The sequence below is a fragment of the Pseudomonas sp. ACM7 genome (genome assembly GCF_004136015.1).
Classification (GTDB): Bacteria; Pseudomonadota; Gammaproteobacteria; order Pseudomonadales; family Pseudomonadaceae; genus Aquipseudomonas; species Aquipseudomonas frigoris.
Genome location: NZ_CP024866.1, coordinates 4,086,547 through 4,100,428, shown reverse-complemented (window position 1 = coordinate 4,100,428; position 13,882 = coordinate 4,086,547). Strand labels below are relative to the sequence as shown.

Annotated in this window: 14 protein-coding genes and 1 pseudogene; 2 read left to right on the top strand and 13 right to left on the bottom strand. The window is 58.3% G+C overall.

Translation table 11 applies throughout. The annotated features are described in order from the left end of the window. Nucleotides 1-287: pseudogene (locus tag CUN63_RS19395) on the top strand (IS4 family transposase); the annotation flags it as partial. Nucleotides 288-337: 50 nt separating this feature from the next. Here CUN63_RS19395 and rpoS read toward each other — a convergent pair. The 8 genes from rpoS to CUN63_RS19355 form a co-directional block, all read right to left on the bottom strand. Beyond that, nucleotides 338-1,345 (bottom strand): RNA polymerase sigma factor RpoS, encoded by a 1,008-nt coding sequence (gene rpoS, locus CUN63_RS19390; protein WP_008154012.1) that lies wholly within the window; start codon nucleotides 1,343-1,345, stop codon nucleotides 338-340. Between the two features lie 105 nt (nucleotides 1,346-1,450). Then, a complete protein-coding gene (locus CUN63_RS19385; RefSeq protein WP_129441653.1) occupies nucleotides 1,451-2,308 on the bottom strand; it encodes a peptidoglycan DD-metalloendopeptidase family protein in 858 nt (285 codons plus the stop codon). A 211-nt stretch (nucleotides 2,309-2,519) separates the two neighbouring features. Beyond that, nucleotides 2,520-3,155, bottom strand: coding sequence for a protein-L-isoaspartate(D-aspartate) O-methyltransferase (locus tag CUN63_RS19380; protein WP_177327881.1), 636 nt, complete (start codon nucleotides 3,153-3,155; stop codon nucleotides 2,520-2,522). Nucleotides 3,156-3,196: 41 nt separating this feature from the next. Further along, nucleotides 3,197-3,946, bottom strand: coding sequence for a 5'/3'-nucleotidase SurE (surE, locus tag CUN63_RS19375; RefSeq protein WP_129441651.1), 750 nt, complete (start codon nucleotides 3,944-3,946; stop codon nucleotides 3,197-3,199). Further along, complete coding sequence (gene truD / locus CUN63_RS19370; RefSeq protein ID WP_129441649.1) at nucleotides 3,934-4,992, bottom strand: tRNA pseudouridine(13) synthase TruD; 1,059 nt, start codon at nucleotides 4,990-4,992, stop codon at nucleotides 3,934-3,936. Before truD ends, surE begins: the two co-directional genes overlap by 13 nt. Next, entirely contained in the window at nucleotides 4,989-5,462 is a 474-nt protein-coding gene (ispF, locus tag CUN63_RS19365) for a 2-C-methyl-D-erythritol 2,4-cyclodiphosphate synthase (protein WP_010462780.1), read from the bottom strand. The genes truD and ispF overlap by 4 nt, the downstream gene beginning before the upstream one ends. A gap of 43 nt (nucleotides 5,463-5,505) precedes the next feature. Then, complete coding sequence (gene fghA, locus CUN63_RS19360) at nucleotides 5,506-6,351, bottom strand: S-formylglutathione hydrolase (protein ID WP_129441647.1); 846 nt, start codon at nucleotides 6,349-6,351, stop codon at nucleotides 5,506-5,508. 8 nt (nucleotides 6,352-6,359) lie between these two features. Beyond that, complete coding sequence (locus tag CUN63_RS19355; protein WP_129441645.1) at nucleotides 6,360-7,472, bottom strand: S-(hydroxymethyl)glutathione dehydrogenase/class III alcohol dehydrogenase; 1,113 nt, start codon at nucleotides 7,470-7,472, stop codon at nucleotides 6,360-6,362. A gap of 107 nt (nucleotides 7,473-7,579) precedes the next feature. Here CUN63_RS19355 and CUN63_RS19350 point away from each other — a divergent pair, with 107 nt between their 5' ends. Continuing rightward, the gene (locus tag CUN63_RS19350) at nucleotides 7,580-8,476 is read left to right on the top strand and encodes a LysR substrate-binding domain-containing protein (RefSeq protein WP_129441643.1); all 897 of its coding nucleotides are present in this window, start codon (nucleotides 7,580-7,582) and stop codon (nucleotides 8,474-8,476) included. 100 nt (nucleotides 8,477-8,576) lie between these two features. Here CUN63_RS19350 and ispD read toward each other — a convergent pair whose 3' ends face one another. The 5 genes from ispD to CUN63_RS19325 all read right to left on the bottom strand — a co-directional run bounded on the left by ispD (nucleotide 8,577) and on the right by CUN63_RS19325 (nucleotide 13,659). Beyond that, on the bottom strand, nucleotides 8,577-9,284 hold the full coding sequence (gene ispD, locus CUN63_RS19345) for a 2-C-methyl-D-erythritol 4-phosphate cytidylyltransferase (RefSeq protein ID WP_129441641.1): 708 nt from the start codon (nucleotides 9,282-9,284) through the stop codon (nucleotides 8,577-8,579). Next, the gene (gene ftsB / locus CUN63_RS19340) at nucleotides 9,281-9,559 is read right to left on the bottom strand and encodes a cell division protein FtsB (protein ID WP_008028992.1); all 279 of its coding nucleotides are present in this window, start codon (nucleotides 9,557-9,559) and stop codon (nucleotides 9,281-9,283) included. The genes ispD and ftsB overlap by 4 nt, the downstream gene beginning before the upstream one ends. Before the next feature lie 171 nt (nucleotides 9,560-9,730). Beyond that, complete coding sequence (gene eno / locus CUN63_RS19335) at nucleotides 9,731-11,020, bottom strand: phosphopyruvate hydratase (protein ID WP_033059918.1); 1,290 nt, start codon at nucleotides 11,018-11,020, stop codon at nucleotides 9,731-9,733. A 156-nt stretch (nucleotides 11,021-11,176) separates the two neighbouring features. Continuing rightward, nucleotides 11,177-12,022 (bottom strand): 3-deoxy-8-phosphooctulonate synthase, encoded by an 846-nt coding sequence (gene kdsA / locus CUN63_RS19330; protein ID WP_046054578.1) that lies wholly within the window; start codon nucleotides 12,020-12,022, stop codon nucleotides 11,177-11,179. 5 nt (nucleotides 12,023-12,027) lie between these two features. Further along, on the bottom strand, nucleotides 12,028-13,659 hold the full coding sequence (locus tag CUN63_RS19325; RefSeq protein WP_129441639.1) for a CTP synthase: 1,632 nt from the start codon (nucleotides 13,657-13,659) through the stop codon (nucleotides 12,028-12,030). Between the last annotated feature and the right edge of the window lie 223 nt (nucleotides 13,660-13,882).

Genomic DNA, 13,882 nt, shown 5'->3' with positions numbered 1-13,882 from the left:
TACTGGCTTATAACGTAGTGCGTCGAGAAGCCAGTCAGGCGGCTGTAGCTCATAAGCGGGCTCCCAGCGAGGTGAGTTTCAAGTTTGCCTGTCAGCACATCGCCAGCCATCTAGTGGTCATGGCCGGAGCGGTCTCGCCCTCACACACGCCAAGACGCCTGGACGAGCTTCGCGGCAGCATTGGTGTGCTCTTCATAGTAAAACGCCCCAGGCCTGCGAGGCCTAGGGCGGTGAAGATGTCTAAAACCCGGTATCCGGTTAACCGCAAGGCTGCTCCGCTTAAGTGAACAGCATTGCGAACCAGTCGGGGCTTTATAGGGCTTACTCAGCAAATTGCTTATTGAAACAGCGACTCGCTCGACAGGCCATTCTTCTCGAGAATCTCCCGAAGACGCTTCAGGCCTTCAACCTGAATCTGTCTGACCCGCTCCCGGGTCAGGCCAATCTCCAGGCCTACATCTTCAAGCGTGCTGCTCTCGTGACCGCGCAGGCCGAAGCGGCGTATCACCACTTCGCGTTGCTTGTCGGTCAGCTCCGAGAGCCATTGATCGATGCTCTGGGACAGGTCGTCATCCTGCAACAGTTCACATGGATCGGTTGGACGGTCATCGGTAAGGGTGTCCAGCAGGGTTTTATCCGAATCCGGACCCAGCGAGACGTCGACCGAAGAAACCCGCTCGTTCAGGCCGAGCATGCGCTTGACCTCTCCCACTGGTTTTTCCAGCAGGTTGGCAATTTCTTCGGGCGAGGGTTCGTGATCGAGTTTTTGCGTCAGCTCCCGTGCAGCCCGCAGGTACACGTTGAGCTCTTTGACCACATGAATCGGCAACCGGATGGTCCGGGTCTGATTCATGATCGCGCGCTCGATGGTCTGACGAATCCACCAGGTCGCGTAGGTCGAAAAGCGGAAGCCGCGTTCGGGGTCGAACTTCTCTACTGCCCGGATAAGCCCGAGGTTGCCCTCTTCGATCAGGTCCAGCAGCGACAGGCCACGATTGACGTAACGCCGGGCGATTTTCACCACCAGCCGCAGGTTACTTTCAATCATGCGTTTGCGCCCAGCCGGATCTCCACTTTGCGACAAGCGCGCAAAATGAACTTCTTCTTCGGGGGACAGCAGAGGGGAAAATCCAATCTCATTGAGGTACAGCTGCGTGGCATCGAGTGCACGCGTGTAGTCAATGTACTTGTGTTGCTTTAACGAGGCGGAGTGTTTGGATTTGGCACGAACGGAAGGTGGAGCAGCCCCTTCATCATTCGACATCGAATCCGTACCGATGCCGGTCTCCATCAGGAGAACCTCATCGTCGATGTCAAACTCCGGCACTTCTTTACTGAGAGCCATTGTTATAGTCCTTTGGTGAGTTCGACCTCAGGCTCAAGCGGCGCCTTTATCCTTGGCAACGCTGGAGCCTGTTCCCTCTACGCGACGGAACAGGCTGGAAAGCGATCAACGACGTGGAAGGAATTGCAGCGGATCTACAGGTTTACCTTGTCGGCGAATCTCAAAATGCAGCTTCACCCGGTCTGTACCTGTTGACCCCATTTCGGCAATTGTCTGTCCGACTTTGACCTGCTGCCCCTCCCGAACCAACAGCCTGCGGTTATGTCCGTAGGCACTTACGTAGGTATCGCTGTGTTTGATGATGACTAATTCGCCGTAGCCCCTTAAGCCACTCCCGGCGTATACCACCGTCCCATCAGACGCAGCTAAAACAGGCTGTCCCAAATCCCCAGCGATATCAATTCCTTTATTCAAACTGCCGTTTGAAGAGAATTTTCCAATAAGAATGCCATTAGATGGCCACCCCCAGCCGGTCGGGGCCGGACCGGCAGGAGGCATCGGAGCAGGGGTCGGCTTGCTGGCGACGGACGGTGCAACCACTGCTGTGCTCGTAGTTGCGCCATTCGCCTGGCGCCGGATAACCGTGGTTTTCAGCGACGAAGAAGGCGTTGAATCGGCGGCGCTGACCACCGGCGTCGGCGTTGAGCCGGTGCGACCGTCAAAGCGAATCGTCTGACCCGGATGGATCGTATAAGGCGTAGGAATGTTGTTGCGTGCAGCGAGGGCTTTGTAGTCCCAGCCGTAGCGAAAGGCAATGGAGAACAAGGTGTCTTTAGGTCGAACGACGTATTGACCCGTGGTCACTGCCGGACGCTGCGCGACGGCGTTATTGCGATCGACGACGCGTACATCACTCGACTTGTTGCTGGAGCAACCGACCAGCAAGGTGCTCAAGACAAGGCCAGTCACCAGGCGCTGAAAGCTCGTTTTACCCATTCGCTGCGCAATGACTGTGAGACTCACCCGCCGCTCCCTTTGTGGTGGCTGAAAATGTGGATTGCCGTGTTCCGGCATGAAATGTCGCAAGTATAACGGGCCGTGCAGGCTTTACCTTTAATGAAGCGAAATGGCTTCGCGCACACGTTTGCTGCCTGACGATGAATCCCGTTTAACTGATCGATGCCGCTGTAAGACAGGAGCAATCGAAGAGAATTCAGCGCGCTGAAACAAATGCTCAGGCGAGCGGCCCATTGAGTAACGGGACGAAGCGAACAGCCCCCAGAACACGCCTGGAAAAGCCCTGCTCTTCCCGGATGATCAGCATCAATTGTTGAACCTCACCCGATCCGACCGGGATCACCAGCCGCCCTCCCGGCGCCAATTGATCAAGCAGCGCCTGAGGTACATCGGTCGCCACCGCGGTCACGATAATGCCGTTGTACGGCGCCAGCGCCGGCCAGCCTTCCCAACCATCACCCCAGCGGAAAACCACGTTGCGCAGGTTCAGTTCCACCAGGCGTTCCTTGGCCCGATCCTGCAGAACCTTGATGCGCTCGACGGAAAATACTCGCTCGACCAGTTGCGACAACACCGCAGTCTGGTAGCCCGAGCCGGTGCCGATTTCCATCACCTTGTCGAGAGGACCTGCCTCCAGCAGCAGCTCGCTCATGCGAGCCACCATATAAGGCTGCGAGATGGTCTGGTTATTGCCGATCGGCAGCGCCGTGTCTTCGTAGGCACGGTGAGCCAGCGCCTCGTCGACGAACAGGTGACGCGGTGTACGGCGAATGACTTCCAGCACCTTGGCGTTGCAAATTCCCTCTTCATACAGGCGCTGAATAAGGCGCTCACGGGTCCGTTGTGAGGTCATCCCGATGCCGCGACGCAGAATATCGTCTTGTTCACGAGCCATTAGTTCAGCCCCTCCAGCCAGCCATCGAGACTTCTGAAGGCATCATTAAAGGTGCGATCCAGTTGCAGTGGGGTGATTGAAACATAGCCTTGCATCACCGCATGAAAGTCGGTGCCCGGGCCGCCGTCTTCGGCATCCCCCGCCGCCGCAATCCAGTAACCGGATTTACCGCGCGGATCGACCACTTTCATCGGCGCTGCAGCACGTGCGCGATGTCCGAGGCGGGTCAGCTGAATACCGCGGATGTGATCCAGCGGCAAATTGGGAATGTTCACGTTCAGTACCGTACGCGGTGGCAGTTCAAGGTCCGCGTGAGCCTCTACCAGTTTGCGCGCAAAGTACGCAGCTGTGGGAAGGTTCTCCACTTGCCGTGAGACCAACGAAAAGGCAAACGAAGGCCGCGCCAGGAAACGTCCCTCAAGGGCCGCCGCCACGGTGCCGGAATACAACACGTCATCACCCAGGTTGGCACCCAGGTTGATGCCCGAAACCACCATGTCCGGCTCGCGCTCCAGCAAGCCATTGAGGCCCAGGTGCACGCAATCGGTCGGTGTGCCATTGAGGCTGATAAAGCCGTTGGCCAGGGTTTGCGGGTGTAACGGACGGTCGAGCGTCAGCGAGCTGCTGGCGCCGCTTTTGTCTTGGTCCGGGGCGATAACCACGCATTCGGTGTAATCCGCCAGCGCAGCATAAAGCGCGGCGAGACCGGGTGCGGTTACCCCATCGTCGTTAGAAATCAGAATACGCATGGGCTGTCCGTCTGCCCCACCGGCACCAGATCAACGAGCTCGCGCACCAATACGGTGGCGAAGCATCCGGCCGGGAGGACGAATTCCAGTTGCAGAATGTCAGGCTCGGGATAATGCCACGTCAACCCACCAATGGGCAGCCGCAGGATGCGACGTTCGTGGCTCATACCGGCGTTAATCAACCAATCACGCAAGTCCGCTTCGCGAGTGGCGATTGCCTGCTCCAGTTCATGGACAGCGCCAGTGGCCGGCGAGTCACCTTCGCCCCACTGCGGACCGGTCGGGTGCAGATCGAGAATCGCCAGACGCGGGTCGCTGCACTCGGCTTCACCTGCCGGAAAGAAGCTGCGGCTGTCGGTGAAGGCCAGCAAATCGCCAACCTGGGCACGCTGCCAGCTGCCATCGGCGACACGCGCCGCCAACACCTGATTAAACAGAAAACTGCGCGCCGTAGAGAGCAAACGCGAACGCACGTTGCGCTGCTCCGGCAAGGCTTTACGCGCCGCCCAGGCACGGGCATCGACCACGTTACCGCCGTCAAACCCAAAACGCTGGGCGCCGAAATAATTGGGAATACCTTGCTTGGCGATCAGTTGCAGTCGCTCGTCGATCGCCGCTTTGTCGCCAGCGAATTGCGTCAGTCGCAATGTGAAGCCATTGGCCGAGTGAGCACCGCGTTGCAGCTTGCGTTTGTGTCGGCCGGTCTTGAGGATCTTCAGCGTATCGTTTTCCGCCGCCGACAGATCAGGATCAGCCTTGCCCGGCAGCTGCACGCTGAACCACTGACGAGTCAGCGCCTGACGATCCTTGAGGCCCGCGTAACTGACGGTGCGCAATGGCACGCCCGCCGCCTTGGCGATCCGCCGTGCCGCTTCTTCGGTATTCAGACCGCGCTTTTCCACCCAGATCCACAAGTGTTCGCCATCGCCACTGAGGGGGATATTGAGGACTTCATCGACCTGAAAATCTTCCGCCGTGGCTTTCAGTACCGCGGTGCCGAGGGCTTGGCCATAGGCCCGCGGGCCGAGCAATTGCAGTTCGTTCATGCGCGCAGCAACAAGGCAACGGAATGCACGGCAATGCCTTCTTCGCGACCGACAAAGCCGAGCTTTTCGGTGGTGGTAGCTTTCACGTTCACTTGATCCAACTCAACTTGAAGATCCGCGGCAATCAGCGCGCGCATCGATTCGATATGCGGGGCCATTTTCGGCGCCTGGGCGACGATGGTGTTATCGACGTTGCCGACTTTCCAGCCCTTGGCGTGGATCAGTGCGACGACATGACGCAACAGCACACGGCTGTCGGCGCCCTTGAATGTCGGGTCGGTGTCCGGGAAATGTTTGCCTATATCACCCAGCGCAGCGGCGCCGAGCAAGGCATCGCTCAAGGCGTGCAGCAGGACGTCACCGTCGGAGTGAGCGAGCAGCCCGAAGCCGTGTGCAATGCGCACGCCGCCCAGAGTAATGAAATCGCCTTCAGCGAAACGGTGCACATCATAGCCGTGGCCAATACGCATAAAAAAACGCCCCGATTTTTGTCAGGGCGTGATTCTACCTGCATTAGGCGCCTAGGGCGCGTGCGTGATGCTGCAAGTGGTCATCAATGAAGCTTGCGATGAAGAAATAGCTGTGGTCGTAGCCGGGCTGCAAGCGCAACGTCAGCGGATGACCTGCCAGTTTGGCGGCCTGTTGCAAGGCTTCAGGCTTGAGCTGGGCGGCCAGGAAATCGTCGCGATCACCTTGGTCGACCAGCAGCGGCAACTTCTCGTTTGCTTCGGCAATCAGGACGCAGGCATCCCACTCGCGCCATTTCGATCGGTCTTCCCCCAGGTAGCGGGAAAAGGCTTTCTGCCCCCAGGGACAGTCCATCGGATTGTTGATCGGCGAAAACGCCGACACCGACTGATAACGCCCCGGATTACGCAACGCGCAGACCAGCGCGCCGTGGCCGCCCATGGAATGACCGCTGATGCCGCGCTTGTCCGACGCCGGGAAATGGGCTTCGACCAATGCGGACAATTCCTGCACGACATAGTCATGCATCCGATAGTGTCGCGACCACGGTTCCTGCGTGGCATTCAGATAAAACCCGGCACCGAGGCCGAAGTCCCAGGCGCCATCCGGATCACCCGGCACATCGGGACCGCGAGGGCTGGTGTCCGGGGCAACGATGATCAGCCCCAGCTCGGCGGCCATGCGCATGGCGCCGGCCTTTTGCATGAAGTTTTCGTCGGTGCAGGTCAGGCCGGATAACCAATACAGCACCGGCAGTTTGCCGCCCTGCTCCGCTTGCGGCGGCAGGTACACGGCAAACACCATGTCGCAGCCGAGCACATCGGAGCGGTGCCGATAGCGTTTGTGCCAGCCGCCGAAGCTTTTCTGGCAGGAGATATTTTCCAGGCTCATGACCGACCTCAGAAATGGATGACGGAACGGATGCTCTTGCCTTCATGCATCAGGTCGAACGCCTTGTTGATATCTTCCAGGCCCATGGTGTGGGTGATGAACGTATCCAGCGGGATTTCGCCGGTTTCAGCCATTTCGACATAGCTTGGCAACTCGGTACGGCCACGCACGCCGCCGAACGCCGAACCGCGCCAGACGCGACCGGTCACCAACTGGAATGGACGCGTGGCGATTTCCTGGCCGGCACCAGCAACACCGATGATTACCGATTCGCCCCAACCCTTGTGGCAGCACTCAAGTGCGGCGCGCATCAATTGGACGTTGCCGATGCATTCGAAGGAAAAGTCGACGCCGCCGTCGGTCATGTCAACGATGACTTCCTGGATCGGACGATCGAAATCTTTCGGGTTCACACAATCGGTTGCACCCAACTGCTTGGCGATCTCGAATTTGGCCGGGTTGATGTCGATGGCGATGATCCGCGCAGCCTTGGCTTTGACGGCGCCGATCACCGCCGACAGACCGATGCCGCCGAGGCCGAAAATGGCGACGGTATCACCTGGTTTCACCTTGGCGGTATTGAGGACTGCACCGATGCCGGTGGTGACACCGCAGCCCAGCAAGCAGACTTTTTCCAGTGGCGCTTCTTTTGGGATTTTGGCGACGGAGATTTCCGGCAGCACGGTGTACTCGGAGAACGTCGAGGTCCCCATGTAGTGGAAAATTGGTTGGCCCTTGTAGGAAAAGCGCGAAGTACCGTCAGGCATCAGGCCTTTGCCCTGAGTCGCGCGAATCGCCTGACACAGGTTGGTTTTGCCCGACAGACAGAATTTGCACTGGCGGCATTCCGGGGTGTACAGCGGGATCACATGATCGCCGACGGCGACGGAGGTCACGCCCTCACCGATCGCCTCAACCACCGCGCCACCTTCGTGACCGAGAATCGAAGGGAAGATGCCTTCCGGGTCCGCGCCCGACAACGTGTAGGCATCGGTATGGCAGACACCAGAGGCAACCACACGCAGCAGGACTTCACCGGCCTTAGGCATGGCGACATCGACTTCAACGATCTCGAGGGGTTTCTTGGCCTCGAAGGCAACGGCAGCGCGCGACTTGATCATGTGGATTCTCCAGTGAATAAAAACGAGACAGGGAGTGTAATACACCGCCCGACGGTGAATAATCCGGACAAAAGCAAAACATTATTGCCACACAGGGATAATCCTTGATGTCCGAAAACCGCTGGGAAGGTATCGACGAGTTCGTCGCCGTGGCCGAGTGCAGCCAGTTCACGGCCGCCGCGGAACGCCTCGGGGTTTCGTCCTCCCACATCAGTCGACAAATAGTACGCCTCGAAGAGCGCCTTCAGACGCGACTGCTTTATCGCAGCACCCGCCGGGTCACGCTGACCGAAGCCGGGCAAACATTCTTGCAACATTGCCAGCGCTTGCAGGACGGCCGCGAAGAAGCCTTGCGCGCAGTCGGCGACCTGACCAGCGAACCCAAAGGCATGCTGCGCATGACCTGCGCCGTGGCTTACGGCGAGCGCTTCATCGTGCCGCTGGTGACGCGATTCATGGGGTTGTATCCGCAACTGCGCGTTGACATAGAACTGAGTAACCGCCCTCTCGATTTGGTCCATGAAGGCCTGGATCTGGCGATCCGCCTTGGCCGTCTGCAAGACTCACGACTGGTGGCGACACGTCTGGCGCCACGGCGAATGTACCTGTGCGCATCGCCGTCCTACCTGGAACGGTATGGTCGCCCGCATAGCTTGTCGGAACTAAGCCGCCACAACTGCCTCATCGGCAGCTCGGACATCTGGCAACTGGAACAGAACGGGCGGGAATTTTCGCAGCGGGTACAGGGAAACTGGCGCTGCAACAGTGGGCAAGCAGTGCTGGATGCGGCGTTACAGGGCGTGGGTTTGTGTCAGCTGCCGGACTATTACGTCCTGGAGCATCTGAAAAACGGCGAATTGATTTCGCTGCTCGATGCGCATCAACCGCCCAACACGGCCGTTTGGGCGCTTTATCCACAGCAACGGCATCTGTCGCCGAAGGTGCGCAAGTTGGTGGATTATTTGAAGGAGGGGTTGGCGTTGAGGCCGGAGTACAGCGTTTGAAGATCAAAAGATCGCAGCCTCGTTTCACTCGACAGCTCCTACATTGCCTGCGTTCACCGCAATGTGTAGGATCTGTCGAGTGAAACGAGGCTGCGATCTTTTAACGGCGGTTAGCCCAACGCTGACGAAGCCATTCCAGGTCTTCAGGGCGCGTGACCTTGAGGTTGTCGGACCGACCTTCGATCAGGCGCGGCGCCATGCCGGACCACTCCATGGCTGATGCTTCGTCAGTAATCACTGCATCGGCCACCAGACTGTCGGCCAACGCCCGATGCAATGCGCCAAGGCGAAACATCTGCGGCGTATAGGCTTGCCAAATCACACTGCGATCCACGGTTTCGACCACACGACCCTGCTTGTCGACCCGCTTGAGGGTATCGCGTGCAGGAACCGCCAGCAGTCCACCGACAGGATCATCTGCGAGTTCACCCAGCAACTTGTCCAGATCATCACGGCTCAGATTTGGCCGCGCGGCATCGTGAACCAGCACCCAATCCTCATCGTCAGCGCCTTGCGCATGCAAATGCAGCAACGCATTGAGTACCGACCCGGAACGCTCGGAGCCGCCTTCAACCCGCTGAATTCGCGGATCGCTAGCACACATCAGGTTCGGCCAATAAGGATCATCGACAGCAAGACTGACCACCAGCCCTTTCAGGGAAGGATGATCAAGGAAACAGCCAAGGCTGTGTTCGAGAATAGTGCGCCCACCCAGTTGCAAGTATTGCTTGGGACGGTCCGCGGCCATACGGGCACCGACGCCCGCGGCAGGAATTACAGCCCAGAAGGCCGGTAACGAAGGGTTCATTGGGCCAGCTGGTAAAGAGTTTCACCGTCCTTGACCATGCCCAACTCATGACGAGCTCGCTCTTCAACGGTCTCCATGCCCTTTTTCAACTCACTGACTTCCGCGTCCATCACCCGATTGCGCTCAAGCAGCCCCTCGTTCTCAGCGTGTTGATCTGCGATCTGCTGAGTCAGTTCGGCCACTTGCGCCAGACTGCCATTACCCACCCACAGGCGGTATTGCAGGCCAGCCAGCAGCAGGAGCAAGACGAGGAACAACCAATTGGGACTGCGCATCGAATATCAGGTATCCAGTGAAAAAAGACAGCCATGCCAAAACTTTGAAGCTTCTGATAGCACGAAGCCTGGAAGACCCAGGCTTGTGCTTATAAGGCATCAGATTAGTGGCAAATCCATCGCTGTAGCGATTTTTCCGACACAATCCGGTGTCTTTTTACCAATTAACGATTAACCGCGGAATTCGCTGCGACCGTTGTACTTGGCTTTGCCATTCAACTGCTCTTCGATACGCAGCAGTTGGTTGTACTTGGAAACGCGGTCCGAACGGCAAAGGGAGCCGGTCTTGATCTGGCCAGCCGAGGTGCCCACGGCCAGGTCGGCAATGGTCGAATCTTCGGTTTCGCCGGAGCGGTGCGAGATAACAGCAGTGTAACCAGCGGCCTTGGCCATCTGGATGGCTTCCAGGGTTTCGGTCAGGGTGCCGATCTGGTTGAACTTGATCAGGATCGAGTTGGCGATCTTTTTATCGATGCCTTCTTTGAGGATCTTGGTGTTGGTTACGAACAGGTCGTCGCCAACCAGTTGGACTTTCTCGCCGATCTTGTCGGTGAGGATTTTCCAGCCAGCCCAGTCGGACTCGTCCAGACCGTCTTCGATCGAGATGATCGGATAACGCTCGGTCAGGCCTTTCAGGTAATCAGCGAAACCTTCAGCGGTGAACACCTGGCCTTCGCCGGACAGGTTGTATTTACCGTCTTCGTAGAATTCGCTGGCAGCGCAGTCCAGTGCCAGGGTCACGTCGGTGCCCAGCTTGTAACCGGCGTTGGCCACGGCTTCGGAGATCACTTTCAAAGCGTCTTCGTTGGAGGCCAGGTTCGGTGCGAAACCACCTTCGTCACCCACAGCAGTGCTCAGGCCACGGGCCTTCAGAACAGCTTTCAGGTGATGGAAAATCTCGGTGCCCATGCGCAGACCTTCCGAGAAAGACTTGGCGCCAACCGGCTGAACCATGAATTCCTGGATGTCGACGTTGTTATCGGCGTGTTCGCCACCGTTGATGATGTTCATCATCGGAACCGGCATCGAGTAAACACCCGGGGTGCCGTTCAGGTTGGCGATGTGAGCGTACAGCGGCAGGTCCTGATCCTGTGCGGCTGCCTTGGCGGCTGCCAGGGAAACGGCGAGGATCGCGTTGGCGCCCAGGGAGCCTTTGTTTTCAGTGCCGTCGAGCTTGATCATCGCGTGATCCAGCGCTTTCTGGTCGCTTGGGTCTGCACCTTTCAACAGGTCGCGGATCGGACCGTTGATGTTGGCGACGGCTTTGAGTACGCCCTTGCCCAGGTAACGGCTCTTGTCGCCATCACGCAGCTCGAGCGCTTCACGCGAGCCAGTGGAAGCACCGGACGGCGCGCAAGCACTGCCGATGATGCCGTTATCGAGAAGCACGTCCGCTTCCACGGTGGGGTTGCCACGGGAGTCGAGAACTTCACGACCTTTGATGTCGACGATTTTTGCCATTGTTGTAAACACTCCAAAGTTGACGAAAACGACGCAGCTGAAGGAAATCTTGTATCGCCGGCAAGTGATGTGCAGCGGGCAGACTTGCGGACGATAAGGCTCAGACCCGAGGGCCTGAGCATTAATTCGTGCGGTACTTTACCGGAGAAATGAGGATTACGCGGTTTCTACCGTCGGAAAACTCTTCACCAGTTCGTCCAAAGCTTTGAGCTGGGCCAGGAATGGCTCCAGTTTGTCCAGACGCAAGGCGCAAGGGCCGTCGCATTTGGCGTTGTCCGGGTCCGGGTGGGCCTCAAGGAACAGGCCCGCCAAAGACTGGCTCATACCGGCTTTTGCCAGGTCGGTGACCTGAGCGCGGCGACCGCCGGCGGAATCGGAGCGACCGCCGGGCATTTGCAGCGCGTGGGTCACATCGAAGAACACCGGGTATTCGAACTGCTTCATGATGCCGAAGCCGAGCATGTCGACGACCAGGTTGTTGTAGCCGAAGCTCGATCCGCGTTCGCAGAGGATCAACTGATCGTTACCCGCTTCCACGCATTTGCTCAGGATGTGTTTCATTTCCTGAGGTGCGAGGAACTGGGCCTTCTTGATGTTGATCACCGCACCGGTCTTGGCCATCGCGACCACAAGGTCGGTCTGGCGCGACAAAAAGGCTGGCAGCTGGATGATATCGCAGACTTCAGCGACGACCGCGGCCTGATCAGGCTCGTGGACGTCGGTGATGATCGGCACGCCGAACGCTTGCTTGATGTCCTGGAAAATCCGCATGCCCTCTTCCAGGCCGGGGCCACGGTAAGAGGTCACGGAGGAACGGTTGGCCTTGTCGAAGCTGGCCTTGAACACGTAAGGGATACCGAGTTTCTCGGTGACCTTCACGTACTCTTCGCAGACCTGCATCGCCATGTCTCGGCTTTCCAGCACGTTCATACCACCGAAAAGCACCATTGGCTTGTCGTTGGCAATCTCGATATCGCCTACGCGGATGATCTTCTGGGCCATTGGATTTACGCCTTCTTCTGGTGTTGAACCAAAGCTGCTTTAACAAAACCGCTGAACAACGGGTGACCGTCGCGTGGTGTCGAGGTGAACTCAGGGTGGAACTGGCAAGCGACGAACCATGGATGATCCGGGGCTTCAATCACTTCCACCAGGGCGCCATCACCGGAACGACCGGTGATTTTCAGACCGGCTTCCATAATTTGCGGAAGCAGGTTGTTGTTCACTTCGTAGCGGTGACGGTGACGCTCGACGATCACGTCCTTGGCGTAGCAATCGTGCACCAGGGAACCTGGCTCCAGCAGGCAATCCTGAGCGCCAAGGCGCATGGTGCCGCCCAGATCGGACGCTTCGGTACGGGTTTCGACTGCGCCGGTGGCATCTTCCCACTCGGTGATCAGACCCACGACCGGATGACCGCTGGCACGATCGAACTCGGTGGAGTTGGCGTCTTTCCAGCCCAGCACGTTACGAGCGAACTCGATCACGGCCACTTGCATGCCCAGGCAGATGCCCAGGTACGGAACCTTGTTTTCGCGAGCGTATTGAACGGCGGTGATCTTGCCTTCCACGCCACGCAGACCGAAGCCGCCAGGTACCAGAATCGCGTCGACACCTTCCAGCAGCGCAGTGCCCTGGTTTTCGATGTCTTCGGAGTCGATGTAGCGCAGGTTGACCTTGGTGCGGTTGCTGATGCCGGCGTGACTCATCGCTTCGATCAGCGACTTGTAGGCGTCCAGCAATTCCATGTACTTGCCGACCATCGCGATGGTGACTTCATGCTCAGGGTTGAGCTTGGCGTCGACCACGGCTTCCCACTCGGACAGATCGGCACCGCCACATTGCAGGCCGAAACGCTCGACGACGAAATCATCCAGGCCCTGGGAGTGCAAGATGCCCGGGATCTTGTAGATGGTGTCTGCGTCTTCCAGCGCAATCACCGCACGTTCTTCAACGTTGGTGAACTGAGCGATCTTGCGACGCGAGGAGATGTCGATCGGGTGATCGGAGCGGCAGACCAGCACGTCTGGTTGCAGGCCGATGGAACGCAGTTCCTTGACCGAGTGCTGGGTAGGCTTGGTTTTGGTTTCGCCGGCAGTGGCGATGTACGGCACCAGCGTCAGGTGCATCAGCATCGCGCGCTTGGCACCGACTTCGAAACGCAATTGGCGGATCGCTTCGAGGAATGGCTGGGATTCAATGTCACCCACGGTGCCACCGATCTCGACCATGGCCACGTCGGCATCGCCAGCGCCCTTGATGATCCGGCGCTTGATTTCGTCGGTGATGTGCGGGATCACCTGAATGGTGGCGCCCAGATAATCACCACGGCGCTCTTTGCGCAGGACGTGTTCGTAGACACGGCCGGTGGTGAAGTTGTTGTTCTGGGTCATGGTCGTGCGGATGAACCGCTCGTAGTGGCCCAGGTCCAGGTCGGTCTCGGCGCCGTCGTGGGTGACGAACACTTCACCGTGCTGGAACGGGCTCATGGTGCCCGGGTCAACGTTGATGTACGGGTCCAGCTTCAGCATGGTGACCTTAAGTCCCCGCGCCTCCAGGATGGCCGCCAATGAAGCCGATGCGATGCCTTTCCCCAATGAAGAAACAACACCGCCCGTGACGAATATGTAGCGCGTCATGAAAAACCCTAGAAGTCTGCGTTAAAGCGGTCCGAGCCGCCGGGGAAAGCGAAGGAAGGCCGAAGCCCCCGATCACCTGCATTAATCACAGTGCACCTTTCAAAAAAACCGCCGCGTTGGGACAGACCGGAAGATGAAACACCGGTACGTTGCTCGCTACACATTTTTTGGAATCGCCCAGCAAAGACTGCTTGGTAATCGGCAACTCCTGCAATTCAGGCGA

Bases quoted from the DNA above. Each gene is read 5' to 3' on its own strand.
- rpoS (WP_008154012.1), bottom strand. From the start codon at position 1,345: ATGGCTCTCAGTAAAGAAGTGCCGGAGTTTGACATCGACGATGAGGTT.
- CUN63_RS19380 (WP_177327881.1), bottom strand. From the start codon at position 3,155: ATGACCTCACAACGGACCCGTGAGCGCCTTATTCAGCGCCTGTATGAA.
- surE (WP_129441651.1), bottom strand. From the start codon at position 3,946: ATGCGTATTCTGATTTCTAACGACGATGGGGTAACCGCACCCGGTCTC.
- truD (WP_129441649.1), bottom strand. From the start codon at position 4,992: ATGAACGAACTGCAATTGCTCGGCCCGCGGGCCTATGGCCAAGCCCTC.
- ispF (WP_010462780.1), bottom strand. From the start codon at position 5,462: ATGCGTATTGGCCACGGCTATGATGTGCACCGTTTCGCTGAAGGCGAT.
- fghA (WP_129441647.1), bottom strand. From the start codon at position 6,351: ATGAGCCTGGAAAATATCTCCTGCCAGAAAAGCTTCGGCGGCTGGCAC.
- CUN63_RS19355 (WP_129441645.1), bottom strand. From the start codon at position 7,472: ATGATCAAGTCGCGCGCTGCCGTTGCCTTCGAGGCCAAGAAACCCCTC.
- CUN63_RS19350 (WP_129441643.1), top strand. From the start codon at position 7,580: ATGTCCGAAAACCGCTGGGAAGGTATCGACGAGTTCGTCGCCGTGGCC.
- ispD (WP_129441641.1), bottom strand. From the start codon at position 9,284: ATGAACCCTTCGTTACCGGCCTTCTGGGCTGTAATTCCTGCCGCGGGC.
- ftsB (WP_008028992.1), bottom strand. From the start codon at position 9,559: ATGCGCAGTCCCAATTGGTTGTTCCTCGTCTTGCTCCTGCTGCTGGCT.
- eno (WP_033059918.1), bottom strand. From the start codon at position 11,020: ATGGCAAAAATCGTCGACATCAAAGGTCGTGAAGTTCTCGACTCCCGT.
- kdsA (WP_046054578.1), bottom strand. From the start codon at position 12,022: ATGGCCCAGAAGATCATCCGCGTAGGCGATATCGAGATTGCCAACGAC.
- CUN63_RS19325 (WP_129441639.1), bottom strand. From the start codon at position 13,659: ATGACGCGCTACATATTCGTCACGGGCGGTGTTGTTTCTTCATTGGGG.